Here is a 25,152-nt window from a genome sequence, read left to right as displayed (position 1 = left end):
CGCTCCTCAGGGGATCAGGTCGCGGACGAGCTGTGCGGCCCGCGCGCCGGTCACGGTCGCGTCGAACTCGAGGCGCCAGCGCTGGCGGGGCGCGAAGGCCTCGTCGTCGGAATCGAGCACGGTCCGGATCGCCCGAGCCAGCTCCGTCGGCTGGGGATCGGAGGAGACGAGCAGGCCGGTGCGCAGCTCGGATCCGACGATCTCGGGACTGCCTCCGACGGCCGTCGCCACGACGGGGATGTCGTGCGCGATGGCCTCCATGATGCTGACGGGCACACCCTCGCTGCTGCTCGCGTTGACGAGCACATCAACGCGGTGATCGCGATAGAACGAGGCGATCTCCTCATTCGGCGTCTGACCGCGCAGGTCGATTCGCAGTCCGGGCGTGGTGGCCATCGCCTCGTCGGCCGCCCGCTGGAGGTCGTCCATGAGCGGTCCCGTGCCGAAGTGCACCCACCTCACCGGCGCTTCGTCCGACATTCCGGGCAGGGCGCGAAGGGCGGCGAGGATGAGCGCGACGCGCTTGATGTCGGTCACCGCGGAGCACGACACCACAAGACGCTCGTCGCCGTCACGCGACGGGCGCGTGAACTCCTCGGGCCCCTCGGCGCCGAGCCGGCTCAGCACCGTCTTCGCATCCACCCGGCGGTCGCGATAGGTCTCGGCGAGGTACATCCGCGCGTCCTGCGAGATCGCCAGGATCCGGTCGGCACGCGCGAGCAGGAACCGACGGAAGGGAAGGTAGCCGCCGGGCGCGCGGTCCTCGTACAGGTCGTAGCGGTGCAGGCGCAGCGCCTTCGCACGCACCCCGCGCAGCCAGGCCAGTCCGAGCCCGCCGCCCATCCCCCAGAACGCATACGCGACGGTGTCGCGGTCGCCGGCGATCGCCTCGCGCACGGCGCGGCGATTGGCCTGGGTGATGCCGACGCGCGCTCCCATGAGGAACAGGCGCAGATGCCGCAGCAGACGGCCGGCCCGGAGCTCGCGCCAGGCAGCATCCGCCAGCAGGGCGAGATTCGGCGGGGTGAGCGGCGTCCAGAGGCGGTCGTCGTCGCTGCGCTCGAACAGGTTGCCGCCCAGCGTGACATTCGCCGGCATCTGGACCCGGCCCGGCGAGGTGTCGCGCGCATGGCAGAACACCACGACGTCGTCGAACCGCTCGGCGAGATACGGGATCTCGCGAGCGACGAAGCCGCAGTCACCCGTGGCGTACGGGTACTCGTTCGTGAAGAGCAGAAGGCGGGTCATCGCACCGGAGCCGTCGACGACGTCAACGACGTCCCCTCATCAGCCGGTCGATGAGCGACACCCACACGTCGACCTGGCGCTCGCCTGCGAGCTCGGCCGCGTGTGCATGCGCATTCTGCTTGAACGCCGTGACCGACTCGGGGGTGAGCTTCTCGATTGCGGCGCGGATGTCGTCGCGCTCGAAGCTCGCCGACACCTCTCCGATGCCGTACTCGTCGGTGTAGTGGATCATCTCCTGCGACGGTCCGATGAGCACGCCGAGCCGGGCCTGCACGTAGTCGAACAGCTTGTTCGGCAGCGCGAGCTTGTTGTTGAAGTTGATCGGCGGCAGCACGTGGATGCCGACGTCGTAGCCGTTCAGGATGCCCGCGAGCTGCGCGTACGGCACGGGGTCGTGCACCGTGACGCGATCGGTCGTCGCCGCGAAGTCCTTCAGCTCCTGCAGGTAGGGCGGGTCGTTGGCCGTCAGATAGAAGTCGAGGGTCACATCGTTGGCGGCCTCGGCAACGGCCTCCGCCATGACGTGGAGGTTGCGATTGCGCAGGCATGCGCCACTGTGCACCATGCGGATCGTGGTGCCGACCGGCGTCGGCTCGGCCTCCTGGTACGGAGCGGCGTTGGTGACGAGCTCGGCCCGGAAGCCGAAGTTCTTCTCGTACTCGTCGACGATGCCGCGGCTCACGGTCGACCACGCCTTGGCGCGGGTCACGTAGAGACGCACGATGAAGTTGAACCACGGGGTGATCCGCTTGAACCACAGGGCGTGGTCGTCGTGCAGACGCGGGCTGTACTCGTGCAGGTCGGCGAGCACACCGCGGCGGGGCCGCAGCCGCACCGCCACGGGCACCGCCTCGACGTCGTTCGCGATCGCCACATCGAACTTGCGTCCACGCAGCGCCTGGCGCGAGTACTTCACGGCGGACAGGCGCCAGTACGCCGTGTAGTACCGCTTCAGGGTGATGAGCGATCCGTTGAGGTCGTTGTATCGCTCCGACTCGGGGATCTCGATGTGCTCGACCACCCCTTCCGGGGCGGGACCGTAGCCGCAGGTGGTGACGTCGTAGTCCTGGGTGAAGCGCACGACCTGCTTCAGCACGCGGGCATCGCGGGCGATCGGCGAGTACGACAGGATCAGCATGGAGGGGCGAGTGGTCATCGGTTCGTCCGTTCGCGGTTCAGCAGGTAGAGCACGTAGCGGCGCAGACTCGTCTCGCGACCGAACGCACGCAGCGGGTTCCGGGTGAACCAGCGCTGCAGGCGCCCGGCACGCGCGGCCTTCTCGACGGCTGCGAGCACGCTCGCCAGATCGGGAGTCCCGAGCAGCACATCCAGGAGCGCGCGATCCTGGAGGTTGAAGGGGGCGAGCACACCCGGCGCGAGCGACACGAGGCGACGCAGAAGCTCCGCGAGGAAGGCGAGCTCCTTCTCGTCGCTCCACTGCGCGGCGGTCGGGCGGGCGCGGACCTTGCCGACGATGCTGACACGCACGAGCTTGATCGCCAGGGCGCGGCGATCCGCGGGCGAGAGCAGCCCGGGCAGCTCGCTGTCCAGCAGACGCGTGACGGCCGCGAGGTCGTCCTCGAGGCGCATGGGCGCGAGCGTCGTGCGTTCGCGCGCATCCTCCCCGATGACGTAGCAGGGCGCGTCGCCCAGAAAGTCAACCCGGTCGGCGAGAGCGAACAGTCGCACGCTGAAGTCGAGATCCTCCCCGACACGCACCCCCTCCGTCATCCGCAGGCCCATGCGCCGCATGGTCTCGGTGCGGATGAGTCCCAGGGGGGCGGTGCGGTAGAAGAGCCGGTCACGAGCCGGGTCGAGGTCGTGACGCCGCCCGATCCGAACGAGCGGGTTGGGCATGATCGGCTGTCCCGCGATCCGGATCCGGGCGATCGCCGCATCCGGACGCCGCGCCTCGGCGGCGGAGATCCATCCCGCCAGTGCGCCCGGTTCGAGCGAATCGTCCGACCCCATCACCGCGCAGTACTCCGCGTCGGCGAGGCCGAGGCCGTGGTTGTACGGCCCGGCGGCGCTGCGGACGCCGTCGGCGAACTCGACGACGCGCCATTCGCCCTCGATGCCCGCGAGCCTGTGCTCGAGTGGTGCTGCCGGGATGCCGTGCGCGACGACCGTCACGCGCACACGATCGCGCACGGAGGAGTCGGCGAGCACCGACGCGACGGCGCGCTCGAGCGGGCGGGATTCGTCATGGCAGGCGATGACGAGATCGACGAGACGCGCGTTCACGCGAGCCCCGCGAGCTGGGCCTGCTCGGCGAAGTTCGGCACCGCCCGCACCAGCTCGTCGAACGTGCCCCGCGCGGCGATCTCGCCGTCCTGCATAAAGCACACCAGGTCGCTGTCACGGATCGTCGAGAGACGGTGCGCGACAGACACGATCGTCACCTCGCCCTTGAGACCCCGGATGGCCTCGGTGACGAGCTTCTCGGTCTTGGTGTCGAGCGCGCTCGTCGCCTCGTCGAGCACGAGGATCAGCGGGTCGCTGTACAGGGCGCGCGCGATGCCGAGACGCTGACGCTGGCCGCCCGACAGCGCGAGACCTCGCTCGCCGATGCGTCCGCGCATGCCGCCATCGCGCTTCTCGATCGTCTCCCAGAGCTGGGCGCGCTCGAGCGAGGCGCGGACGCGGTCGTAGTCGATCCCGTCGTCATCCCACGACAGGGCGACGTTCTGGGCGATCGTGCCGTCGAAGAGCGCGACGTCCTGGGGCACGTAGCCCACGCGGTTGCGCCACGAGGCGAGGATGTCCGTGAGCTTCTGGTCATCGAGCATGATCGTCCCCTGCTGCGGCACGAGCAGTCCGAGGAGCACGTCGACGAGCGTCGACTTTCCGGCGCCCGAACTGCCGACCAGGGCGAGGGAGCTCCCGATCGGGATGTCGAGGTCGATGTTCTTCAGCGTGGGCGTCTCCTCGTGGCCGGGGTAGCCGTAGCTCACCCCGGACAGGCGCAGCATGCGGGGATGACCCTCGATCTCGTCGTGCCCGAGACGCTCGGCCACCTCGAGGTACAGCTCCGTCGACTTGAGATCGAAGATGACGGCCTGGACGTGCGGCACGTTCGCGGTGGTCGTCGTCACGATCGACTGGAAGCCCGTCAGCGACGGGATGAGACGGAAACCCGCGACCGCGAACAGCGCCACGCCACCGAGCGCCTCCTCGAGACCTCCGACGAGGTACCCGACGGCGCCGACCAGGATGAAGCCGCCCACGAGCGCGGCGTTGAGCACGAAGCTCGGCAGCGAGCCCAGGAAGTTCATGTTGGCGCGCGCCCGCGTGCTGAACGAGCGGTTGTAGTGCACGACGTCGGCGACCTCGCCGGTCTTGTTGCGGAGGGTGATCTCCTTCAGCGCCTGCATCATCTCGGTCATCAGGGCGGCGACCTTGAAGGAGTAGTCGCGGGACACGCGCCCCGCCTGCACGGCTCGCCCGGAGACCACGCGGTACATCAGGAAGACGATGAGCCCGAGATACACGATCGTGATCAGCGCCGTCAGCGGCTGGGTGATCACGATGATCGCGATGATCAGGATGAAGCTGGCGGCGATCGCGGGCAGCTGCACGATCGGCAGCAGGAATCCGCTGATGACGTTGGCGATGCCGACATCCGCGATGCGCACGATCTGCGCGGTGTTGCGAGCAAGACGATGCGTCCACGGCGCCTTGATGTAGGCGTCGAACAGCTGTCGCCCGATCTCGAGCTCGAACTGCGCGAATCGCCGGGTGGCGAACCACTGCTGCACCATCGCCAGGATCGACTTGGCGAGGATCAGGAAGGCGACGACGGCGATCAGCCAGACGTACGCCTCGCGACCGAAGGATCCGATGAACGGGATCCGGATGTCGGCCCCCGAGATCATCGGGGCGAGGCTGACCGCGAGCACCATGATGGCGACGATGTCGAGCACGGCGAGCACGCACGAGATGATCACGTACTTGGTGAGGTAGCGCCGCGCGTCGCCCGGAAGCCAGCGCATCAGCTCCCGCAGCGTCTCCAGAACGAGCTTCATAGGGCGGGGCCTTCGCTCAGGTGAACGGTCATCATCCCATCCTCGCATGGGCATACTGACCGGATCCGGCGAGGAAGCCTTCGAGCACGCGGGCGGAATGCGCACCGGAGTGGAGCGCATCGACGAACACCGGACCGCGCGCCGCGATGGCCGCGAAGCGCTCGCGATCGGCGATGACCCGTTCGAGAGTCTCCACGATGTCGCGCCCCCGCGATTCGACGATGGGAAGGTCCTGCCCGGTGAGGCGGCGCGCCTCGGCGCGGACGGTCTCCGAGGTGCGGCTGATCACGAGACGGCCTGCGGCGAAGGCCTCACAGGCGGCGACGCCGTAGATGCCCAGCCCGAACTGATCGAGGACGATATCTGCTCGGCCGTAGAGAGCGGGCATCTCAGCGGCGGGGATGTCGGAGACGAGCCGCAGCTCGATGCGCCCGTCGGCGTGCATCCGCTGCAGGGCGTCCTCGACGAGGGCCGTGCCCTTCAGACCCGCGCGGCTCGGTGCGTGCACGACCACGGGCCGCTCGCGCTGGAGCGGCGGCTGCGGTGCCGCGGCACGCCACCGTTCCGGCTCGACGACGACGGGCAGCAGCGTGGCCCGCGGGGCCCACTCGAGGAGATCCGGTGTCGAGACGAACACGGGCAGGTCGAGCTCCGCCATCAGGCGATGGTTCTCCTGCGCGACGCGCTCGAGCGCTTCCTGATCCTCGTAGCCGTCGTCGCGGAACGGCGAGTCCTCGTCGCGCTGCGCGTGCAGACTCGGGATGCGGATGTCGCTGCCGTGGAAGAGCAGGCCGACGCGGACGCCCCGGGCGGTCAGATCAGCGATCTGTCCGCGCAGATCGTCGGGCGCATAGATGCCCCGGCCGGATTCGATCAGCACGTGGGTGAAGCCGCGGATGATCGCGCGACGCTGTGCCCGCTGCCAGCGCTTGTTGTGCACGAAGTAGGGCGTGGGAACCGAGTGATCCGCCGGGAAGCGGAACGCGTCTGAGGCGCCGCGGTACATGAAGTCGCACGCCGACGTGTCGGGCAGCGTCTCGGCCGCGCGCGCCCAGGCGTACCCCTGCCCCGCCGAGTTGACGGGCCCGATCAGCAGCCGGCGCTCGGCGGGCCTCGTGCTCGACACGCCAGCCGCGGCGAACGCACGGCGCCGCCAGGGCACCACCCGATCCGCGATCGGATCCGGGATCGCGCGGACGACTGCCCGCGCGATCCGGTGCGCGACCGACGGCCCCGTCACGGCGTCAGAGGGCGACCGAGGTGCCGCCGCGAGCCGAGTCCAGCGCGCCCTCGACCACCGCCAGCGTGCGCAGGCCCTGCTCCATGGTGACGACGTCGCTCTGCTCGCCGAGCACGGCATCACGGAAGGCCTCGTGCTCGACGCGCAGCGGCTCGCGCTTCGCGTACGAGTACCGGATGACATCGCCCTCGGAGACGCCGCGGAACGACGAGACCGACTCCCACTCGAGCGGGATGGTGCCGTTGGCGTAGAAGGTGAGGTCGCCCGTGGAGGTGTCGGCGACGAACGCACCCTTCTCGCCGGTGATGACCGTGAGGCGCTCCTTCATCGGCGAGAGCCAGTTCACCAGGTGATTCACGATCACCCCCGACTCGAGACGACCGGTGATGGCGATCATGTCCTCATGCTCGCGGCCCGACTTGAAGGTCGTCTGCGCGAACACCGTCTTGTACGTCGACTGCGCAACCCACGCGGTCAGGTCCACGTCGTGCGAGGCGAGGTCCTTGGCGACCCCGACATCCGCGATGCGCGCGGGAAAGGTGCCCTGACGACGCGTGGCGATCTGGTACACGGCGCCCAGGTCGCCGGCCTCGATGCGGCGGCGGGCCTGCTGCAGGGCGGGGTTGAAGCGCTCGATGTGACCGACAGCTCCGACGAGACCTGCGTCGCGGAAGGCATCCACCATCCGCTGGCCCGCCTCGAGGCTGTGCGCGATCGGCTTCTCCACCAGCGTGTGCACGCCCGCGGCGGCCAGCTTCAGCGCCGCGTCCTCGTGGAACTGCGTCGGAACCGCCACCACCGCCAGATCGATGCCCTCGGCGATCAGCGCGTCGATATCGGGCAGGATCTGCAGCTCGCCCGCGACGCCGTGCGGGTCACCACCCGGGTCGGCGATCGCCACCAGCTCCACACCGTCGACCTCACGCAGCACACGCGCGTGGTGACGACCCATCATGCCCACACCCAGCAGACCCGCACGCAGAGTCATCAGGCACCTGCCTTCGCGACGGCGTTGACGGCGGCGACGATCCGATCCAGATCGCCCTGCGACAGCGACGGGTGTACGGGCAGCGAGACCACCTCGCGGGCGGCGCGCTCGGTCTCGGGCAGCTCCAGGCCGGGCGCGTACGGCGCCAGCGACGGCAGACGGTGGTTCGGGATCGGGTAATACACACCCGCACCCACCCCGTACTCCTCCTTCAACGCCTTCACGAAACCGTCACGGTCCTCCGCCACCCGGATCGTGTACTGGTGATACACGTGCACCGCCCCCTCGGCGACCGGAGGCGTGATGACGCCCTGCAGGTTCGCATCCAGGAACGCCGCGTTGTCCTGACGGGTCTTCGTCCACGCGTCGACCTTCGTCAGCTGCACACGACCGATGGCGGCGTGGATGTCGGTCATGCGGGCGTTGAACCCGACGATCTCGTTCTCGTACTGACGCTCCATGCCCTGATTGCGCAGCAGCTTCACCCGGCGAGCCAGCTCCGCCGTCGCCGTGGAGACCATGCCGCCCTCACCGGAGGTCATGTTCTTCGTCGGATACAGCGAGAACATCGCCCACTCACCCCACGTGCCCACCGGACGCCCATCCAGCGACGCCCCATGCGCCTGCGCCGCATCCTCATACAGCGCCACACCCCGCTCGGCGGCGATCGCCTCCAGCTCACGCATACGCGCCGGGTGACCGTACAGATGCACCGGCAGGATGCCACGGGTCTTATCCGTGATCGCCGCGGCAACCGCCTCCGGCGCAATCGAGAACGTCTCCGGCTCGATGTCCACAAACACCGGCGTCGCCCCCGTCAACGCCACCGAGTTGCCCGTCGCCGCGAACGTGAACGACGGCACGATGACCTCATCGCCCGGGCCGACACCGGCCGCGAGCAGCCCCAGGTGCAGACCCGCCGTGCCCGAGTTCACCGCCACCGCCGGGCGCCCCTGCACGAAGTGCTCCGAGAACTCCGCCTCGAACGCCGCCACCTCCGGCCCCTGCGCGACCATGCCCGAACGCATCACACGATCGACCGCCTCGCGCTCCTCATCACCGATGATCGGCTTCGCCGGGGGAATGAACTCGCTCATGCGTTCTCCTTGGTGAGCTTTCCAGCAGTCTCGATATAACGGGCGCCCGTCGTCGGGCACACCCAGACGCCCTCGGCGTCTCCGGGGGTCAGCGGCACGCCGGCCTCGCCCACCCAGCCGATGCGGCGGGCGGGCACGCCCACCACGAGCGCGTAGCGCGGGACGTCCTTGACGACGACCGCGCCGGCGGCCACGGTCGCCCAGGCGCCGATCGTGACCGGAGCCACACAGGTGGCGCGGGCTCCGATGGAGGCGCCCTCCTCGATCGTCACGCCGACCGGCTCCCAATCGTGCGCCGACTTGAGGGACCCATCGGGGTTCACGGCGCGGGGGTAGGTGTCGTTCGTCAGCACCACCGCGGGGCCGATGAACACGCCGTCGCCGAGCTGGGCCGGCTCGTACACGAGGGCGTAGTTCTGCACCTTGCAGTTGTCGCCCATCTGCACGCCGGTGCCGATGTAGGCGCCGCGTCCGATCACGCAGTTCTCGCCCATGACGACGCCCTCGCGCACCTGCGCGAGATGCCAGATGGAGGATCCGCCGCCGATGACGGCGTCGGGAGAGACATCGGCCGAATCGACGATGCGGGCGGCAGGGACGTTGGTCACATCAGCTCCTTGATCCGGGGGTCACCGGTGAGGGTTCAGTCTACGGCGGGCGCGATCGGCGACCGTCTCGAGCACCGCGTCGGCCGCGCGGCGGCCCGCGGCCGCGAGGGACACGTTCTCGCGCACCCAGGCGGCGCGCGTCGAGCGGAGCGTCTCGCTCTGCCCCGAGTCGTGGTCGGCGAGAAGCCGGCGCATCGCGTCGGCGACGGCTTCGGGCGTGAACGCGACGGCTTCGCCGAGGCCGGCCTCGCGCACGAGCTCGCCGCCCGTGCGCGCTCCCGCGAACAGCACCGGAGTGCCGCAGGCGGCCGCGGCATAGGTCTTGGTGGGACGAGCGAAGTCGTATCCGACACCGGGGGTGATGCTGACGAGAGCACCCACCGCGCCGCGGATCCACCCCGCGGCCTCGGCGGGCGGCACAACGCCGCCGAACTCCACCCGCCCAGGGAGCAGCTCGGCCGCGAGCCGCTCGAGCTCGTCGCGCAGGGCCCCCTGTCCGAAGAAGCGCAGGCGGACATCCGGATACTCGTCGGCGATCCTCGCGAAGGCGCGCACGAACACGTCGGGTCGCTGCCACTCCGACATGGTGCCGGTGTACGCGAAGTACCGCTCCTCCGGCGCCGCCGGGGCGACATCGGGGCTGAAGACGTCCGTGTCGATGCCGTTGCCCACCTCGACGATGCGCTGCGGATCGGCACCCAGTGCGACCAGGCGCCCCGTCACCTCGGACGAGACCGACAGGATGCGCGACGCCGACCGCAGCGTGGCCCGCTCGAGCAGACGCATCACGGCGACGACGGGGCGCGGGGCGCCCATCGAGATGACGCCGTCGGTCCACACGTCGGCGGCGTAGTACACCAGCGGCACGCGCTTCATCCAGGCGACGACGGCCGAGACGACGCCCGTTGTCGGAGGCGACTCCGCGATCAGGGCGTCGACGCGTCGGCCGAGGAGCCGAAGCGCGAGAGGAGCATCGAAGCTGAGGTACTGGATGTATCCGCGCACGTTGCCGCCGGCGTCGCGCAGCACAGGCCACCGCGAGATCTCGACGCCCGCGATATCGAACGGGCGGCGCAGAGCCGGCGGCGCCTGGGTCGTGACGACCGTGACCTCCGCTTCGGAGGAGGCAAGCGCTCGCGCCAGCGCGCCGAGGCGGAAGGCACCGGCGCTGACCTCTGGTTCGAACAGTCGGGACGCGAGCACCACCCGAGGGCGGGACTCACTCATCCGCGTCCTCCCGGCGGACCGGGCCTGGCTCATCCGGGATCTCGCTCTCGCGCTGCTCGAGCTCGCGCAGCCGCAGCTCGATCGTCGCCACCCGCTCGGCGAGCGTGCGGGCGCGATCCTCGATCTGGGTCAGCTCCGTTGCCTGCTGCAGACCCACGAGGAAGAGCAGTCCGACCGCGATGAACACGACCATGTTGAACGGCACCTCGATGCCGAGCAGATCGGATGCCCAGAACAGGGTCTGCGGGAAGACCGCGGCGACCAGCGCCAGCACCGCCCCCACGGTCCACCAGACGGCGTGGCGCTCCCGCAGCGCCGACCGGCGCAGCATCTCGAACACCAGCACGAGCACGAGAATCGCCGCGACGATTCCGAAGACATAGGAGATGGTGCTCACGAGACCTCCTCCAGCGGCACGGCGGGCCGGAACAGCGCGAGACAGAAAGCGAGGCTGGCGCGCACGAGATGACGCGTGGCGCTGAGCACACCCTGCGACGGCACACCGCCCTGGCGCGGACGCATCGACACCGGCAGCTGCCGGATCACGAGCCCGGAGCGCGCGGCGATCACGAGCGCCTCCACCGTGTCGCCCAGATACTCCGCGGGGTAGGTGTGGGCGAACAGACGCACGGCGCGGGGGCCGGCCGCCTTGAATCCGCTGGTCGCATCGGTCAGGCGTGTGCGCGCGACGGCGCTGACGGCATGCGCCAGCAGCCACATCGCCCAGCGGCGCGGGCCACGCGCCTCGTACTCGGCGCCGCCGGCGAAGCGCGCGCCGATGACGACGTCGGCCTCGTCGAGGCCCCCGATCAGCTCGGGAATCGCGCGGGCGGGATGCTGACCGTCGCCATCGACCTGCACCACCACATCGAAGCCGCGCTCGCGCGCGAGCCGGAAGCCTGCGCGCATCGCACCACCGACGCCCAGATTGACCGGCAGCCGCAGCACGGTCGCGCCCGCGGCGGAGGCTACGGCGGCGGTGTCGTCGTGCGACGCATCGTCCACGACCACGACGGTCGCCTCGGGCATGACCTCGTTGATCTCGGCCACCACGGCGCCGACGGCCTCGCGTTCGTTGAAGGCCGGGACCACGATCATCACGCGCGCGCGGTCGATCCCAGCCATGTCCAGAAGCCTATTGCCGATCGTCCGGGCTTCCTGAGCACCCGCCGTCAATCGCGATCTCCGCAGCCGGTGACTTCGAAGAGCTTGGCGTCTCCCGAGCTTGCGATCTCGGTGAGCACGGGCGAGCGCTCCAGGCGGTCAAGACCGGTGTAGCGAGGGTCTCCCGGCGGGAAGACGCTCACCTCGCCGAAGTCGAGGGCGTGCGTGACGCCCATCCGGTTGATGGCATCGCAGACGTCGGCGCCCCCGAAGCGCAGCCTCTTGCCCAGCAGGTCCGCATCGTCCGACCAGTCCCCCAGGATGTGGGGGAAGACGACGCGGATGCCCGTCGCGGCATAGAGCAGGCCCGTCGCCGTGAGCGGGCTGCCGACGACCAGCGCGTCGTCGGGCAGCAGGCGCTCAGCCTCGGCGAACAGGGCTTCCTCATCGGGAGACAGGCCCGTCGCCTCGTCGGTGGCGTTGAAGGTGCCGATGCGCATCGTCTTGGTCTCGTTGCGCACCGCGAGGAACTGCGGGCCCAGCAGCGCGGCCAGCGCCACGAGCGCGACGCCGATGCGGGCGATCCGCGCGAGTCCGTCCTTCTGCCGCGTCGCTGCCCACCAGGTGCGCACGGCGCCCAGTACGGGCTCGACCCCCCGCGCGGCCAAGGGCAGCGACGCGACGACGAGCGTCGCCGCCGCACGGTTGAGGTCGCTGTACCAGATGCCGACGATGAGCTCCCGCAATCCCGCGTGCAGCAGCGAGACGGCACAGAGGAAGAAGAACACGCCCACCGCGTGGGTCACGAGCAGCCAGCGGCCCTGTGCCCGACGAATCGCCACGATCGCCCCGACCACGCCGAGCACAACGATGACGGCGGGGATCGGGCGGGACATCGGGGCGAGCAGCAGCGCCTCGCCGAGGCCCTGGGCGGGCGACTGGTTCGGCAGCCACTCGTTGTGCACGCGCCGCAACGCGACCCAGATGACGGCGATCGCCGCGGCAGCGACCACCAGGGCGACGGTCCATGCCACGCGGGCGGTGCGTGTGCCGCGACCCTCCCGCCACAGTCCGATCACACGCTCGGCGAAGATCGGCACGGCGAAGACCAGGGCGAGCAGCAGCGACGAAGGATGCCCCAGCGCGCAGGCACCGGCCGCCCCGAGCAGGAGCACCGCGTGCGCGAAGCGGTCTCGGGCCGCGACGCCGGTGCGCAGGATCCACACGATCAGGGCGAGGATCGCGGGGACGAGCGCGTTGCCGAGCAGGTTCGGCAGCAGCGGGCCCCAGTTGAGGAAGCCCATGGGGAAGAACGAGATGCCCAGCGTGAGCACGGGTGCAGCGAGGATCGCGATGCGCTGCTTCGGCCACACCGCCGCCGTCAGCAGCATCACCGAGGCGGGCCACAGCACGGCGCACGCCGCGATGATGACGAGGTTGGTGGCCTCGAAGACGCCGCCCGCGACGGGAACGACGAGCGCCGTGTAGGCGTGCCAGAGCGCCGGGTAGAACACCGACGACGACTCCGGGTAGGCGAGGGTCTGATGGAACGACGAGGCGTCGCCCGTGTCGAGCACGAAGCGCACCGCGTTCAGGTGGTAGAGCCCGTCGTAGTTCTGGATCGGCAGGGACGGACGGGTCATGCTGTAGGCCATCAGGGCGATCCAGACGACCGCGGCGCCGACCAGCCAGAGCCATCCCTGAGACCGGATCGCAGGACGCCCGCCCCGACGGAATCCCGCGACGATCCCGACCACGAGGCTCAGGACGACCGTGCCGATCAGCACCGGCACCAGCGACCAGCGCAGCCCCACGACGGGCGCTGCGAGGGAGGAGGCGGCGATGATCGCGAGCGATCCCACCGATCCGATGCCGATCAGCAGCGGGCCGCGGAACCCTGCCAGCCACGCCGCGGGAAGGCCGGGCAGCACCAGGAGGGCGATCGCGAACGCGAGCGCCGGGAGGCTGTCGATCCAGTCCAGAATCATCCGACGCGCACGGTGGTGGTCAGTGCGCGGCGGCGGCTGCGCACGGGCGAGTCGGTCATGATCGGGGAGGAGGATGGCACGAGCACCCATCCTAGGCCAGGGGTCTGAGCCGCCTCCGAGGACTCCCGGGCACCCTCCAGCACCCGCGAGATCACAGGTCGGCGTGCAGCTGCCACACCCGCTCTGCGGCGCCGGCCCAGGAGAACGCCCGCGACCGATCCCTCCCGAGCACCCTCAGGCGTGCCGCGTCGCGCCCCCCGCTCGCGGTCTCGGCGACGGCGGCGGTGAGCTCGTCGGCCGCCACAACGAGGCCACCGTCCAGCACGACCTCGCGATGCACCTCGGAGTCGAGAGCGACGAGCGGGGTGCCCAGCGCCATCGCCTCGAGCGCCCGCCAGGGCCAGGCGCTGTGCCCCGAGGGCGCCAGGCAGAGCACCGCCTCGGACAGGACGGTGGCCCGGTCACCGCGGTCCAGAGAGGCGAGCGGATGAACGCGAGCCGGGTCGAACCCGGCCGAGATCGCCCGTGTGCGCGCCGCTTGCGCAGTCTCGGGCCGGACGTCCAGGATGACGACGTCGAGCCCGGTCGGGGCCGCGGCCGCCAGGCCCGCCGGGAGGCCGTCCTCTCCCCCGACGAGCGCGACGAAACGCGCAGGGAGCCCCAGATCTCGATGGCGGGCGGCGGCATCCGTGGGCGCGCCGAAGCCGCCCGGATGCGCGCCGGCGATCACCCGCACGCGATCGTCGAGTCGCGCGAGACCTCGCAGCCTCTCGGCCATGGCGTGCGTGGGCACCACCACGGCATCGGCGCGCTTGGCGGCGCGGCGCAGGCGCTTGCGCGCGTCGGCGACCTGCACGTGCGGCAGCTCACCCGGCGCCTCCCACGGGCGGAGATCCCAGACCGTGACCGCCGTCTGATCTCCGGTAGCCTCGCGCCCGCGGCGGGCGAGCGGGGCGCGCAGCGTGGGCGAGTGCACCATTCCACCCGGTGCCATCTCCCGCGGACGCGCGGCCACGAGCTCCTCCACGACGCACCCTTCCGGCGCCGTCTCGTGCAGGGCCGCCACCAGCTCGCGCGAGGCCTCCGCGAGGTCGGCGTCGTCGGGCGCGACCAGCTGGTCCAGCACCACCCGCAGCGTCACCGTCATGGGACGAAGCGTAACCAGCGGCGCTCCGAGCGAGCCGCTGACAGGACGGGCAGGCCTACTCCCCCGGCGTGGGCGCGGGGGTCGGGTGCAGCGTCTCTGCGAGGTGCTGCCGGATCGCCTCGAAGTCGGGTGCGTCCGGATCGACGAGCGGCGGCACGAGCTCGATGGTCGTCACCGGCTGCTCCTTGGCCTTGAGGCCGAGCTCGACGAAGTACGACAGCATCGACTGCGGCAGATCGGTCTCGACGATCGCCGATCCGGCCTTCGCCACATCCTGGAACCGCGTGAGCACGGTGGACGGGGTGAACTGCGCGAGGATCGCCTGCTGCAGCTGGCGCTGACGCTGCATCCGATCCCAGTCGCTGGTCGTGTAGCGCGATCGGGCGTACCACTGCGCGGTGTCGCCGTCCATACGCTGCAGACCCGGCTCGATCCAGCCGGTCGCCCACTCCTGCGCCGGCTGACCCTGGTATGCCGGTCCGCCGCCCTCCGGAAGCCGTTCTGTCACCTCGATCTCAACGCCTCCGAGCGCGTCGATCAGCGCCGCGAAGCCGTGCATGTCGATGAAGACGTAGTACGGGATCTCGATACCGAGGATGCCCTCGGCCGCGTCCTTCGTGGCCTCCACGCCGGGGGCCGAGCCGCGAGCGGCGGCCTCCGGGTACAGCCCCGTGCCCTTGTCGTCGCGGCAGTTCTCCGCGGCGTTGCGCAGCTGGTTGATGCCGCCGTCCCAGCCGCATGCCGGGTCGCCGTGGCCCTCGAAGCCGTTCGGGTAGAGCTCGCGCATCGGGCTCCCCTCGCTGAAGGGGAACTGGCGCATGTCACGCGGGATGCCCGTGATGGTCACGGCGCCCGTGTCGGCGTTGATCGACAGCACCGAGATGCTGTCGAAGCGCATGGAATCCCGGCCGTCGCCCGAGTCGGCGCCCAGCAGCAGGATGTTGTAGTGCCCGTCGGAGGGCTCGACCGGCGGTCCGCTCTGGCCGAACACCGCGCCGAGGGTGTCACGCACGGCGCCGATGCTGGACGAGGCGTACGCGGCGGTGCCGCCCGAGATGACCATCAGCACGATCGACAGCACGGCGATGCCGACGCGCGACCATCCGCGGGTCTTCACCAGGCGCACCAGGCGCAGGGTGTCGATGCCGAGGATCACCCAGAGGATGCCGTAGCCCGCGGCCGCGACCTGCGCGATCGTGAGCAGGATGGGGCCGATCACCGGCGCGAACATCACCGACGTCACCCCCGGACGCCACAGCATCACGGCCAGCACCAGCACAACGCCGATCGTCCACATCCAGAGCGTCGCGCCCAGCCCGAACCGCCCGAGGCGGCGATTGCCCGCGAGCACCTGGGCCGATCCAGGCACGAGCCAGCCGAGCACGACCAGCCACCAGCCTCGGCGCGTCATCGTGCCGGGCGCCCCGTCGGGGTGACGGAGCGGGCGCTGGTCGATCAGCGCGCGGCCAGGGGCCGGGCGCACGCCGGACCGGCCGGCGTAGGCGCCGACTGCCGTCACCGATCGCACCGCCACGAGACCGCCCCCATCACAGCGAGGCCTTCAGACGCGCGTTCTTCTCCTCGACCTGGCGCTCCAGGTCTCGGGCGAACGCCTCGATGCGGTCGGCGGTGCCGGGATCGCCCGCTCCCAGGATCCGCGCGGCCAGCAGGCCGGCGTTGCGGGCGCCATTGATCGACACCGTGGCGACCGGGATGCCCGCGGGCATCTGCACGATGGAGAGCAGCGAGTCGAGGCCGTCGAGGGTCGCGAGCTGCACGGGCACTCCGATGACGGGCAGAGGCGTCATGGAGGCGACCATGCCCGGCAGGTGCGCGGCGCCGCCGGCGCCGGCGATGATCGCCTGGAGGCCCCGACCGCGTGCGCCGCGCGCGTAGCTCATGAGCTTGTCGGGGGTGCGGTGCGCCGAGACCACCTCGACCTCGTGCGCGATGCCGAACTCGGTCAGCGCTGCGGAGGCGTCCGCCATCACACGCCAATCGGAATCGGATCCCATGATCACGCCGACAAGGGGGGTCTCGGAGTTCAGCACGCCATACAGGCTAGGGCGCGAGCCTGGTGTTTCCCGAAAGCGACCCGGCCCGAGCCCGCGTTCAGGCGAAGAAGGCCGCGGCGGCGCGGGCCTCGTACACGACGTCGTCGAGGTCGTCGCCGACCATGTTCACGTGCCCCACCTTGCGCCCGGGACGCGGATCCTTGCCGTAGGTGTGGATCTTCGCCGCGGGATGCGCGGCCATCGCCGAGGCGAAGCGCTCGGTCAGACCGCCCTCGGCGGGGCCGCCGAGGATGTTGATCATCACGGCCCATTCCGACGCCAGATCGGTGGCGCCGAGCGGGAGGTCGAGCACCGCGCGCAGGTGCTGCTCGAACTGGCTGGTGACGGATCCGTCCTGGGTCCAGTGACCGCTGTTGTGCGGCCGCATCGCGAGCTCGTTGACCAGGATGCGCTCATCCGCGGTCTCGAACAGCTCGACCGCGAGCATGCCGGTCACTCCCAGGCCCTCGGCCACCTGCACGCCCAGGCGCGCGGCGAGCTCGATGAGCTTCTCGCTGGCCTTGGGGGCGGGCGCGATCACCTCGGCGCAGACGCCGTCGCGCTGCACGGTCTCGGCGACCGGATACGCGACGACCTCGCCCGACGGGCGGCGCGCGACCTGCTGGGCCAGCTCTCGGGTGAAGGCGACGAGCTCCTCGACGAGCAGCGGGCCGTCCCAGGATGCGAACCAGTCGGCGACCTCCGAGGGGTCGGAGACGACGCGCACGCCCTTGCCGTCGTACCCGCCTCGCGGCGTCTTGACGACGGCGCGACCGCCGTGGTCGTCGAGGAAGGCGCGCAGGTCGGCCTCGTCGGCGACCGCGGCCCAGTCGGGCTGCGGGGCGCCCAGTTCGGCGAGCTTCGCCCGCATCACGAGCTTGTCCTGCGCGAACTGCAGCGCATCGGGCCCGGGGTGCACCGGCACACCCGCGTCGACCAGGGCTCGCAGCACCGGCTGCGGCACGTGCTCGTGGTCGAACGTGATGACGTCGACGTCCTTCGCGAAGGCCAGAACGGTCTCGGCGTCCTTGTAGTCGCCGACCGCGGTCGCCGCGAGCTGCGCGGACATCCCCTCGCCCTCGGCGAGGACGCGGATCTCGACTCCGAGCTCGACCGCCGGGGCGATCATCATCCGAGCCAGCTGACCACCACCGATGACACCGATCTTCATAAGAGACATTCTCTCAGAGGGTCAGTCAGTCGGAATGTCGCCCGTCGAGCCCAGACCCTGCGAGTCGCGGTGCGCCAGGATCTGGTTCAGCTCGATCTGGTCGACGAGCACCTCGCCGACCAGCACCGCGTGCGGCACGTCCCGCAGCTCGAGGCGCCCCTCGACGCCGTCGGAGAGCATCAGCGTGCCGGTGCCGCGCATGCGCTGCGCCACCGACCGGCGCGTGGTGACCGCGTACCCGCGGGCGTGAGAGAGCTCGGAGCGATGGCGCGCCAGGAGGCCGCTCTTGCTGATCACCCGGCGCGTGGTGATCGTGTACGTGCGCGAGAGCCACACGAGGAAGGGCAGGACCACCCCGAGGAGGACAACGGCGCCGGCCGCGGTGAGCAGCATCCAGTTCTCGAACGGCGCCGGGAGGTTGTCGAAGAGCCAGCCGGTGACACCGGCCACCGCGATGAGCAGCACCGCGCTCCACACCAGGTGCCCGCCGTGGGAGCGCAGCCGCGCGACCACGAGCTCAGGCGCTCGTGTGCCCGGCGGCGGCGTCTGCAGACGCGCGGCGGGCGTGGGCTGGCTCATGTCTTCCATTGTGCCGAGGGGCTCCGACACAGCGGGATGACGCGCCGGTCAGCGCACGTGCACGACGTCGCCCGCCGACACGGCGCGGCCACCCACCACGAGGCGCCCCTCCTCGTCGACATCCGTCGCCACGCCGCGCAGGACGGATCCGTCGGGCAGCGACACGTTCACCTCCCGCCCGAGGGTCAGGCACTCCCCGCGCACCGCGGCGCGCACCGTGGCGGGATCCGTCGCGAGCGCGCCGAGCAGGCGGTCGAGCTCCCCCAGGTAGCCGGCGAGCAGCGCGTCCTCATCGCACTCGATGCCCAGGGCCGCGAACGACGTCGCCGTGGGCACGGGCAGGTCGGCGGCCGCCATGGCGGTGTTCACGCCCGATCCGATCACCACCGACTCGAAGCCGGCCACACCCTCCGCGAGGATCCCGCAGATCTTGCGCCCGCCGACGAGCACGTCGTTCGGCCATTTCAGCCCCGTGTCCAATCCAGGCAGCTGCGCACGGACGGCCGATGTCATCGCCGCGCCCGCGACCAGCGGGATCCAGCCGCGCAGCGCCGCGGGCACCTGCCTCACGCGCACGAGCACCGACACCGCGAGCGCGGATCCGGCGGGCGCCTGCCACACGCGGTCCAGGCGACCGCGCCCCGAGCGCTGGTCCCTCGTCATCAGCACGGTGAGGTGGGGCAGCGCCGGATCGGCGTGCGCGAGCGCCACGAGATCCGCGTTGGTCGATCCGGTGTGCGCCACCTGACGCCACTGCGCTGCCACGGAGCGCGATTGCGGGAAGTCCATGCGGGAAGCCTATGGCTGGTGACAGACGACACAGGATCCGCCCGGTCGTTGTGCAGACGCGCCAAGGCCAGGCGAGGCCCCGCGGATAGGGTGGAAGGCGTGACCGAAACGCCCTCGCCCGAGAACGTGCCCAGCTACGACGTGTCCACCACGGCCGGCAAGATCGCCGACCTGAGGGCGCGGTACGAGGAGGCCGTCGTCGAGGCGGAGGAGACCGCCCGGCAGAAGCAGCACGCCAAGGGCAAGCAGACCGCCCGCGAGCGCATCGAGCAGCTGGTCGACCCGGGCAGCTTCGTCGAGTTCGACGAGTACGTGCGCCACCGCACGAGCGCCTTCGGCATGGATCGCTCGCGCCCCTACGGCGACTCGGTCGTCACGGGCGTGGGCACGATCCACGGCCGCCCCGTCGCGGTCTACTCCCAGGACTTCTCGACCTTCGGCGGATCGCTGGGCGAGGTGGCCGGCGAGAAGATCATCAAGATGATGGAGTTCGCACTCCGGGGCGGCATGCCGATCATCGGCATCCTCGATTCGGGCGGCGCGCGCATCCAGGAGGGCGTTGTCGCGCTCGGCAAGTACGGCGAGATCTTCCGCCTGAACACCGCCGCCTCCGGTGTCATCCCCCAGATCTCGATCATCATGGGCCCCGCGGCCGGCGGCGCCGTGTACTCGCCCGCCCTGACCGACTTCGTGATCATGGTCGACAAGACCAGCCAGATGTTCGTGACCGGGCCCGACGTCATCAAGACCGTCACCGGCGAGGACGTCGGCATGGAGGAGCTCGGCGGCGCGTACACGCACAACACCCGCTCCGGCGTCGCGCACTACCTGGCAGAGGACGAGGAGGATGCGCTCGACTACGCGCGCACGCTGCTGAGCTTCCTGCCGGACAACAACCAGACCGATGCGCCGGTGTACGAGACGGGCTTCGAGTTCGAGACGACGGATGCCGATCGCGCCCTCAACACGATCATCCCGGACTCCCCCAACCAGCCTTACGACATCCACCAGGTCATCCGGGGCATCGTCGACGCCGAGGACTTCCTCGAGGTGCAGCCGCTGTTCGCGCCCAACATCGTGATCGGCTTCGGCCGCGTCGAAGGCCGCTCGGTCGGCATCATCGCCAACCAGCCCTCGCAGATGGCGGGCACCCTCAACATCGAGGCCGGCGAGAAGGCCAGCCGCTTCGTGCGATTCTGCGACGCGTTCTCGATCCCGATCGTGACGCTCGTCGACGTGCCGGGCTACCTTCCCGGCACCGACCAGGAGTGGACCGGCGTCATCCGCCGCGGAGCGAAGCTGCTCTACGCGTATGCCGAGGCCACCGTCCCGCTGGTCACCGTGATCCTGCGCAAGGCCTACGGCGGCGCGTACATCGTGATGGGCTCCAAGCAGCTGGGTGCCGACGTGAACCTCGCGTGGCCGACCGCCGAGATCGCCGTCATGGGCGGCCAGGGCGCCGTCAACATCCTGTACCGCGGCGAGATCAAGCGGGCAGAAGAGGCCGGCGAGGATGTGGCGGCCGTGCGCACGCGCCTGGCCAACGAGTACACCTACAACGTCGCCTCGCCGTTCCTCGCGGCCGAGCGCGGCGAGCTCGACGGCATCATCGAGCCGTCCGCCACCCGCGTGTCCATCGCCAAGTCGCTCCGCGCCCTGCGCGGCAAGCGCGCGGAGCTGCCCGCCAAGAAGCACGGGAACATCCCCCTGTGAGCGAGAACGCCGGATCCGTCGAGACGCCGCGCATCCAGGTGGTCTCGGGCAACCCGACCGAAGAGGAGCTCGCGGCGCTCATCGCCGTGGTCGGCGAGGCCTATGTGCGCGAAGCCGAGGAGGCGGTGGCCGAGGATGTGCGCCCCAGCGCCTGGTCGCGCACGCAGCGAGCTCTGCGGACCCCGCTGAGGCGAGATGTCCCGTGGGGCAGATTCGCCCGCTGATCAGCCGTTCCGGCAGCCGAGCGTGCGCATGTGAGGGGAATCACATCAATGTCCCCCAAAGTACCTACAGACGCACCGCTTGCATCGGACAGATACTGATATCGGAAACGCTTAGCGTTGGCCGAATCTCCATCCCAGGGTAGGTGGAGAATCTCTCGGCCTCTCGCGGACGGTTTTCGGGTAACCGTTCCGCACCCGGTGGGGGTGGCATCGCCACCCCCACCTTTCTTTGTCTCTGCGCCCCTTGTCAAGCACGCGGGCCGATCCTGCGCGGTACAGTCCCGCTGAGTCGGTCAGAGGGCCCGCTCAGTCGGTCAGAGGGCGCACGATCTCATGCCAGAGCAGCAGGTCGTCCTCCTCCGTGAGCCCCTCACCGCCGGCCGAGCGTCCGACGATCGTCACCGCGACGCGCGGATCCGGGGCGGTGCGGATGATCAGGCGGGCGGCGTCCGTGGCGCGCAGCGTCTGGGCGAGCTCATGGCGCACCGCGTCGAGGGCCTCGGTGTCGAGGTCGTCCAGTCCTCCCTCGTCGAAGACCGTGACGGTCGCGCCGCGCAGGCGGGAGGCGTTGATCGCCTCGCGCACGTCGTCGTCGAGCAGGCGGGCCCCGCGCAGCTCGTCGCGGAGGCGCCCCTCGGCCAGGCGGGCCTGCGTGCGCTCCTCGTCGGTGAGCACACCCTCCGCGGCGATCACCCGCGAGAGCACCGGTCCCGCGACCGCGAGGGCGTACTGCACGCGGCGGCGCCGCTCCTGCCGGCGCACGTCCTGGCTCGCCTGCCACGCGGAGGTCGCCTGCTGCAGCTCCGCCAGGCGCGCGGTGTCGCGGTACGCGCGATCCGTGAACACCATCAGCAGCTGCGCGATGGCCACCCAGACCGCGGATCCGACGAGGCCGGCCGCGAGCGCCTCGACCAGACCGAGGCGCAGTGACGACACGAAGGCGAGCACGCCGATGCCCACCCATGCGTGGATCGGGCGATGGCGTGCGCACACGATGGTGAGCACGGCTCCGACCGCCCCCAGGTACCACGTGGCGTGCGAGGCCTGCTGCTGATCCGCGGGCGTGTAGAACATCACCACGGGCGGCAGTGCGGCGCAGCCGGCGACGACGATCACCGCGGCCCAACGCGGCAGCACCGAGCCCGCCCGCTCTCGCGTGCGCCGGGCACCGCCTCGGGGCTCGACGTAGAGCGCGGCGGCCGTGAGCGCCACGTACAGCAGCACCGCGACGACCGGCAGCACCGAGCCGTTCCCCTCGGGCCGCACCAGCCCGCGCACAGCGAAGTACGCCGTCAGCGACCAGGCGATGACATCGAAGACGCGGCGCACCTTCATGCTCGGCGATCCCCCGTCCAGGTGAGAGCGACGGTGGTGCCGCGCCCGCTCGATTCGATCGTCGCCTCGCCGCCGACCGCCGTCATCCGCGCGAAGATCGACGCGCGGATGCCCAGGCGATCGGAGGGGATCAGGGCGACGTCCACCCCCGGGCCCGTGTCCGAGACCTCCACCCGCACACCGCGTCCCGCGCGGAGGATCCGGCTGCGCAGGCCCGCCCCCTCGGCGTGCTGCACGGCGTTCGCGACGGCCTGCGTGGCCGCGAGCACGATGGCCCGCGCGACACGTCCGGGGATCACGGGCTGCTCGACGGTCTCGGGGCCGATGTCCACCCGTTCGACCGCGAGCTCGACCCCCAGGTCGCGCGCGGATCGCTCGATGTCGTCCGCGATGCGGCAGCGGCCGACCGGCTCATCGCTTCCCTCCGGATCATCGGACTCCGCGTTGGCGAGGCGGGTGAGGGCCTCACGCGCCATCGAGACGGCGAGCTGATGCTCCCGCGGGGTGTGCGCGCGCTCCGCCGCGATGAGCGCGGCCAGCACGCTGTCGTGCATCAGCGCCGCCACGGCGACCCGCTCCTGCTCCCCCGCGTCGGCCGATGCCGCACGCGCGTAGGACAGGACGGCCTGCACGCGCGCGGCGTCGACGCCGGCACCGAGGCTGCGCAGCACCCAGGCGACGGTGACGATGACGAGGTTCAGGAGCACCGCGACCGAGATGTCGTATCCGACGCCGATCCAGTACTCGATCGCGAAGCCGCCCATCCAGAGGCGCATCGCGGCGTAGAGCAGGGGTGTGCCGATCGCCCAGACGTACTGCCAGGGCAGGCGGAACGCCACGAGCGCGCCTGTGGCGGCGAGGCTGATCAGGTAGAACGGCCAGGGCTGGGAACCGGAGTTCGGCGGGGTCGCCGCCGTCACGAACGGGAACAGCACCAGCGAGATGGGAAAGAGGATCGCGAACACCGCCGACGCGATGCGGGCGCCCCACCCGATGATGCACAGCACCGTCATGGCGAGCAGGCTCACGAACACGGTGCCGCGCAGGATGCCGTGCGAGACGCCGCTGCCGGCGAGATCGAGAGAGGCGAAGAAGCCCTGGCCGCCGATGGCGAGGCAGCCCACCGCGACGACGATCTGGACGATCCGCTCCATCCTCGCGGACGTGTAGCGTCCCGCGCCCTCGACGGTGCGCCCCGAGGCCGGGAGCGTTCCCCAGGCCGCATCGATGACGCCCTGCGGCGACGTCACCGCCACGGGATCAGCTCTCCGCGGAGGCGTCGACGATGCCGTCCTCCATGGCGCGGCGCAGCAGATCCACCTTCGTCGGCGCGGGACGACCCACCTCGATGTACTTCATGCGCACCCGGGTGATGTTCTCCTTGGCGGTGGAGTACGCCACGCCCAGGCGGTCGGCCACGATCTTCAGCGGCAGACCCGCGGCGTACAGACGCAGCACCTCACGCTCGCGCGCGGACAGCTGCGCGTCCGCGAAGGCACGGTCGCCCTCGACCGCGCTCGCCCATTCGACGTTGTTCAGGGGCTCGCCGAGCGCCGCGGTGCGCACCGCGCCCAGCACGTCATCGAGCGGGGAGGCCTTGCTCACAACACCCACGGCGCCGGCGGCGAGCGCCTCGCGGACGGCGGCGGGACGGTCGGCGACCGAGTGGATGATGACCGACGACTCACCGGCGAGGCACACGACGTTCTCGGTGACGGTGGTGCCGTCGCCGAGCGTGAGGTCGAGCAGCACGACGTCGGCGGGAGCGGCCTTCGACGCCTTGCGCCAGGCGAGGTACTCCGCCACGCCGGCTCCCGTGAACACGACCTCGTCGCCGGCGCGCTCGAGAGCGGCCGCAAGGCCCAGGCGCACGGATTCGTGGTCGTCGATCAGGGCCACTCGCGTCATGGGGAGAGCTTATCGGCGACGGGCTCCGGCGCCGTGAGCCGCAGGGCCGGCGCGCGTGCCGCGCGCGCCAGGAGCTTGTCGTAGGCGATGACGGGCGCCGCCACGAGCGCCACGGCGATGACGATCGGGAACTGCAGCACGATCACCTGTCCCCAGCCCCCGTCCCCCGGCTCCAGGAACGGGTACGGGATCGCGTTCGCGGCATCAGGGAACACCACCGCTCGGAGGATCGTGAGCAGTCCGTACGCCAGCGCGTACAGCGGCCAGATCGCGATGTCGATCCATCGGGTGCGCCCCCGCGGACCGAACAGCAGCCAGTCGAGGAGCATGCCGATCGGCATCACGTAGTGCGCGAACAGCAGCGCCGTCCCCCGCAGCGAGGCGGCGGGATCGGGATCGAAGACCGCATCGAACGGATTCGCCCAGTGCGAGAGCAGGGAGTGGGCGATGATCGCGACGAACAGCATCCAGGTCACGATCGCCCCGCGCAGACGCGGCGCCGGCAGCTCGTCGGTGCCGCGCGTCCACATGGTCCACACCCCGACGACCAGGTAGCCCAGCAGGATGGCGTTGGTGATCGTGGTGAGGAACGTCGTCGAGTGCGATCCGACCATAAAGCCGTAGATCGACAGGACGATCAGCAGGCACGCGAACCAAAGCCGGGGTGACGCGATGGGCCTTCTCACGCCCGTATCCTACGAGCGTCG

General features: G+C 70.7%; 24 protein-coding genes. 2 read left to right on the top strand and 22 right to left on the bottom strand.

Annotated elements, in window-relative coordinates; genetic code table 11:
* Nucleotides 1-6: 6 nt before the first annotated feature.
* The 18 genes from J5V96_RS15905 to J5V96_RS15820 form a co-directional block, all read right to left on the bottom strand.
* Nucleotides 7-1,248: a glycosyltransferase gene (locus J5V96_RS15905; protein WP_208505221.1), complete on the bottom strand. Its 1,242-nt coding sequence runs from the start codon at nucleotides 1,246-1,248 to the stop codon at nucleotides 7-9.
* 22 nt (nucleotides 1,249-1,270) lie between these two features.
* The gene (locus J5V96_RS15900; RefSeq protein ID WP_208505219.1) at nucleotides 1,271-2,404 is read right to left on the bottom strand and encodes a glycosyltransferase family protein; all 1,134 of its coding nucleotides are present in this window, start codon (nucleotides 2,402-2,404) and stop codon (nucleotides 1,271-1,273) included.
* Nucleotides 2,401-3,492 (bottom strand): glycosyltransferase, encoded by a 1,092-nt coding sequence (locus J5V96_RS15895; protein WP_208505217.1) that lies wholly within the window; start codon nucleotides 3,490-3,492, stop codon nucleotides 2,401-2,403. The genes J5V96_RS15900 and J5V96_RS15895 overlap by 4 nt, the downstream gene beginning before the upstream one ends.
* Nucleotides 3,489-5,273, bottom strand: a complete 1,785-nt coding sequence (locus tag J5V96_RS15890; RefSeq protein WP_208505215.1) for an ABC transporter ATP-binding protein — start codon at nucleotides 5,271-5,273, stop codon at nucleotides 3,489-3,491. The genes J5V96_RS15895 and J5V96_RS15890 overlap by 4 nt, the downstream gene beginning before the upstream one ends.
* Before the next feature lie 31 nt (nucleotides 5,274-5,304).
* On the bottom strand, nucleotides 5,305-6,513 hold the full coding sequence (locus tag J5V96_RS15885) for a glycosyltransferase family protein (protein ID WP_208505213.1): 1,209 nt from the start codon (nucleotides 6,511-6,513) through the stop codon (nucleotides 5,305-5,307).
* Nucleotides 6,514-6,517: 4 nt separating this feature from the next.
* Nucleotides 6,518-7,504 (bottom strand): Gfo/Idh/MocA family protein, encoded by a 987-nt coding sequence (locus tag J5V96_RS15880; protein ID WP_208505277.1) that lies wholly within the window; start codon nucleotides 7,502-7,504, stop codon nucleotides 6,518-6,520.
* Complete coding sequence (locus J5V96_RS15875; RefSeq protein WP_208505211.1) at nucleotides 7,501-8,598, bottom strand: DegT/DnrJ/EryC1/StrS family aminotransferase; 1,098 nt, start codon at nucleotides 8,596-8,598, stop codon at nucleotides 7,501-7,503. Before J5V96_RS15875 ends, J5V96_RS15880 begins: the two co-directional genes overlap by 4 nt.
* Nucleotides 8,595-9,206, bottom strand: coding sequence for an acyltransferase (locus J5V96_RS15870; protein WP_208505209.1), 612 nt, complete (start codon nucleotides 9,204-9,206; stop codon nucleotides 8,595-8,597). Before J5V96_RS15870 ends, J5V96_RS15875 begins: the two co-directional genes overlap by 4 nt.
* 21 nt (nucleotides 9,207-9,227) lie before the next feature.
* Nucleotides 9,228-10,433 carry a glycosyltransferase family 4 protein gene (locus J5V96_RS15865; RefSeq protein ID WP_208505207.1) on the bottom strand — a complete coding sequence of 402 codons (1,206 nt, stop codon included), beginning with the start codon at nucleotides 10,431-10,433 and terminating at the stop codon, nucleotides 9,228-9,230.
* Complete coding sequence (locus J5V96_RS15860; RefSeq protein ID WP_208505206.1) at nucleotides 10,426-10,830, bottom strand: DUF2304 domain-containing protein; 405 nt, start codon at nucleotides 10,828-10,830, stop codon at nucleotides 10,426-10,428. The genes J5V96_RS15865 and J5V96_RS15860 overlap by 8 nt, the downstream gene beginning before the upstream one ends.
* Nucleotides 10,827-11,558, bottom strand: a complete 732-nt coding sequence (locus J5V96_RS15855; protein ID WP_208505204.1) for a glycosyltransferase family 2 protein — start codon at nucleotides 11,556-11,558, stop codon at nucleotides 10,827-10,829. The genes J5V96_RS15860 and J5V96_RS15855 overlap by 4 nt, the downstream gene beginning before the upstream one ends.
* 47 nt (nucleotides 11,559-11,605) lie before the next feature.
* Nucleotides 11,606-13,525 (bottom strand): DUF6541 family protein, encoded by a 1,920-nt coding sequence (locus J5V96_RS15850; protein WP_208505201.1) that lies wholly within the window; start codon nucleotides 13,523-13,525, stop codon nucleotides 11,606-11,608.
* A gap of 151 nt (nucleotides 13,526-13,676) precedes the next feature.
* Nucleotides 13,677-14,672: a glycosyltransferase gene (locus J5V96_RS15845; RefSeq protein ID WP_208505198.1), complete on the bottom strand. Its 996-nt coding sequence runs from the start codon at nucleotides 14,670-14,672 to the stop codon at nucleotides 13,677-13,679.
* Nucleotides 14,673-14,727: 55 nt separating this feature from the next.
* Nucleotides 14,728-16,206 carry an LCP family protein gene (locus tag J5V96_RS15840; RefSeq protein ID WP_372439955.1) on the bottom strand — a complete coding sequence of 493 codons (1,479 nt, stop codon included), beginning with the start codon at nucleotides 16,204-16,206 and terminating at the stop codon, nucleotides 14,728-14,730.
* Nucleotides 16,207-16,219: 13 nt separating this feature from the next.
* Nucleotides 16,220-16,687, bottom strand: a complete 468-nt coding sequence (purE, locus tag J5V96_RS15835; protein WP_208505273.1) for a 5-(carboxyamino)imidazole ribonucleotide mutase — start codon at nucleotides 16,685-16,687, stop codon at nucleotides 16,220-16,222.
* A gap of 97 nt (nucleotides 16,688-16,784) precedes the next feature.
* Nucleotides 16,785-17,897 (bottom strand): 5-(carboxyamino)imidazole ribonucleotide synthase, encoded by a 1,113-nt coding sequence (locus J5V96_RS15830; protein ID WP_372439954.1) that lies wholly within the window; start codon nucleotides 17,895-17,897, stop codon nucleotides 16,785-16,787.
* A 21-nt stretch (nucleotides 17,898-17,918) separates the two neighbouring features.
* On the bottom strand, nucleotides 17,919-18,476 hold the full coding sequence (locus J5V96_RS15825) for a PH domain-containing protein (RefSeq protein ID WP_208505193.1): 558 nt from the start codon (nucleotides 18,474-18,476) through the stop codon (nucleotides 17,919-17,921).
* A gap of 48 nt (nucleotides 18,477-18,524) precedes the next feature.
* Entirely contained in the window at nucleotides 18,525-19,265 is a 741-nt protein-coding gene (locus J5V96_RS15820; RefSeq protein ID WP_208505185.1) for a biotin--[acetyl-CoA-carboxylase] ligase, read from the bottom strand.
* Nucleotides 19,266-19,355: 90 nt separating this feature from the next.
* Between J5V96_RS15820 and J5V96_RS15815 the strand changes: the two genes are divergently transcribed.
* Together J5V96_RS15815 and J5V96_RS15810 are read left to right on the top strand one after the other, a co-directional pair.
* The gene (locus J5V96_RS15815) at nucleotides 19,356-20,978 is read left to right on the top strand and encodes an acyl-CoA carboxylase subunit beta (RefSeq protein WP_372439953.1); all 1,623 of its coding nucleotides are present in this window, start codon (nucleotides 19,356-19,358) and stop codon (nucleotides 20,976-20,978) included.
* Nucleotides 20,975-21,202, top strand: coding sequence for an acyl-CoA carboxylase subunit epsilon (locus J5V96_RS15810; RefSeq protein ID WP_208505181.1), 228 nt, complete (start codon nucleotides 20,975-20,977; stop codon nucleotides 21,200-21,202). Before J5V96_RS15815 ends, J5V96_RS15810 begins: the two co-directional genes overlap by 4 nt.
* A gap of 306 nt (nucleotides 21,203-21,508) precedes the next feature.
* Here the strand turns inward: J5V96_RS15810 and J5V96_RS15805 are convergent, their stop codons facing one another.
* Genes J5V96_RS15805 through J5V96_RS15790 form a run of 4 tightly spaced genes read right to left on the bottom strand, consistent with a single transcriptional unit; the run spans nucleotide 21,509 to nucleotide 25,131 of the window.
* Nucleotides 21,509-22,537, bottom strand: coding sequence for a hypothetical protein (locus J5V96_RS15805; protein ID WP_208505179.1), 1,029 nt, complete (start codon nucleotides 22,535-22,537; stop codon nucleotides 21,509-21,511).
* Complete coding sequence (locus tag J5V96_RS15800) at nucleotides 22,534-23,793, bottom strand: sensor histidine kinase (protein ID WP_208505177.1); 1,260 nt, start codon at nucleotides 23,791-23,793, stop codon at nucleotides 22,534-22,536. Before J5V96_RS15800 ends, J5V96_RS15805 begins: the two co-directional genes overlap by 4 nt.
* A gap of 4 nt (nucleotides 23,794-23,797) precedes the next feature.
* Nucleotides 23,798-24,445 carry a response regulator transcription factor gene (locus tag J5V96_RS15795; protein ID WP_208505176.1) on the bottom strand — a complete coding sequence of 216 codons (648 nt, stop codon included), beginning with the start codon at nucleotides 24,443-24,445 and terminating at the stop codon, nucleotides 23,798-23,800.
* Nucleotides 24,442-25,131, bottom strand: a complete 690-nt coding sequence (locus J5V96_RS15790; RefSeq protein WP_208505174.1) for a Pr6Pr family membrane protein — start codon at nucleotides 25,129-25,131, stop codon at nucleotides 24,442-24,444. Before J5V96_RS15790 ends, J5V96_RS15795 begins: the two co-directional genes overlap by 4 nt.
* Between the last annotated feature and the right edge of the window lie 21 nt (nucleotides 25,132-25,152).

The organism is Microbacterium stercoris, assembly GCF_017592545.1.
In the GTDB taxonomy this organism is placed as follows: Bacteria; Actinomycetota; Actinomycetes; order Actinomycetales; family Microbacteriaceae; genus Microbacterium; species Microbacterium stercoris.
Note: the sequence above shows the minus strand (reverse complement) of the source record. Positions and strands in the feature narration are given on the sequence as shown.

Coding starts and splice junctions, on each gene's coding strand:
- J5V96_RS15905 (WP_208505221.1), bottom strand. CDS start 1,248: ATGACCCGCCTTCTGCTCTTCACGAACGAGTACCCGTACGCCACGGGT.
- J5V96_RS15900 (WP_208505219.1), bottom strand. CDS start 2,404: ATGACCACTCGCCCCTCCATGCTGATCCTGTCGTACTCGCCGATCGCC.
- J5V96_RS15890 (WP_208505215.1), bottom strand. CDS start 5,273: ATGAAGCTCGTTCTGGAGACGCTGCGGGAGCTGATGCGCTGGCTTCCG.
- J5V96_RS15875 (WP_208505211.1), bottom strand. CDS start 8,598: ATGAGCGAGTTCATTCCCCCGGCGAAGCCGATCATCGGTGATGAGGAG.
- J5V96_RS15865 (WP_208505207.1), bottom strand. CDS start 10,433: ATGAGTGAGTCCCGCCCTCGGGTGGTGCTCGCGTCCCGACTGTTCGAA.
- J5V96_RS15855 (WP_208505204.1), bottom strand. CDS start 11,558: ATGGCTGGGATCGACCGCGCGCGCGTGATGATCGTGGTCCCGGCCTTC.
- J5V96_RS15850 (WP_208505201.1), bottom strand. CDS start 13,525: ATGATTCTGGACTGGATCGACAGCCTCCCGGCGCTCGCGTTCGCGATC.
- J5V96_RS15845 (WP_208505198.1), bottom strand. CDS start 14,672: ATGACGGTGACGCTGCGGGTGGTGCTGGACCAGCTGGTCGCGCCCGAC.
- purE (WP_208505273.1), bottom strand. CDS start 16,687: ATGGGATCCGATTCCGATTGGCGTGTGATGGCGGACGCCTCCGCAGCG.
- J5V96_RS15830 (WP_372439954.1), bottom strand. CDS start 17,897: ATGAAGATCGGTGTCATCGGTGGTGGTCAGCTGGCTCGGATGATGATC.
- J5V96_RS15825 (WP_208505193.1), bottom strand. CDS start 18,476: ATGAGCCAGCCCACGCCCGCCGCGCGTCTGCAGACGCCGCCGCCGGGC.
- J5V96_RS15820 (WP_208505185.1), bottom strand. CDS start 19,265: ATGGACTTCCCGCAATCGCGCTCCGTGGCAGCGCAGTGGCGTCAGGTG.
- J5V96_RS15805 (WP_208505179.1), bottom strand. CDS start 22,537: ATGAAGGTGCGCCGCGTCTTCGATGTCATCGCCTGGTCGCTGACGGCG.
- J5V96_RS15795 (WP_208505176.1), bottom strand. CDS start 24,445: ATGACGCGAGTGGCCCTGATCGACGACCACGAATCCGTGCGCCTGGGC.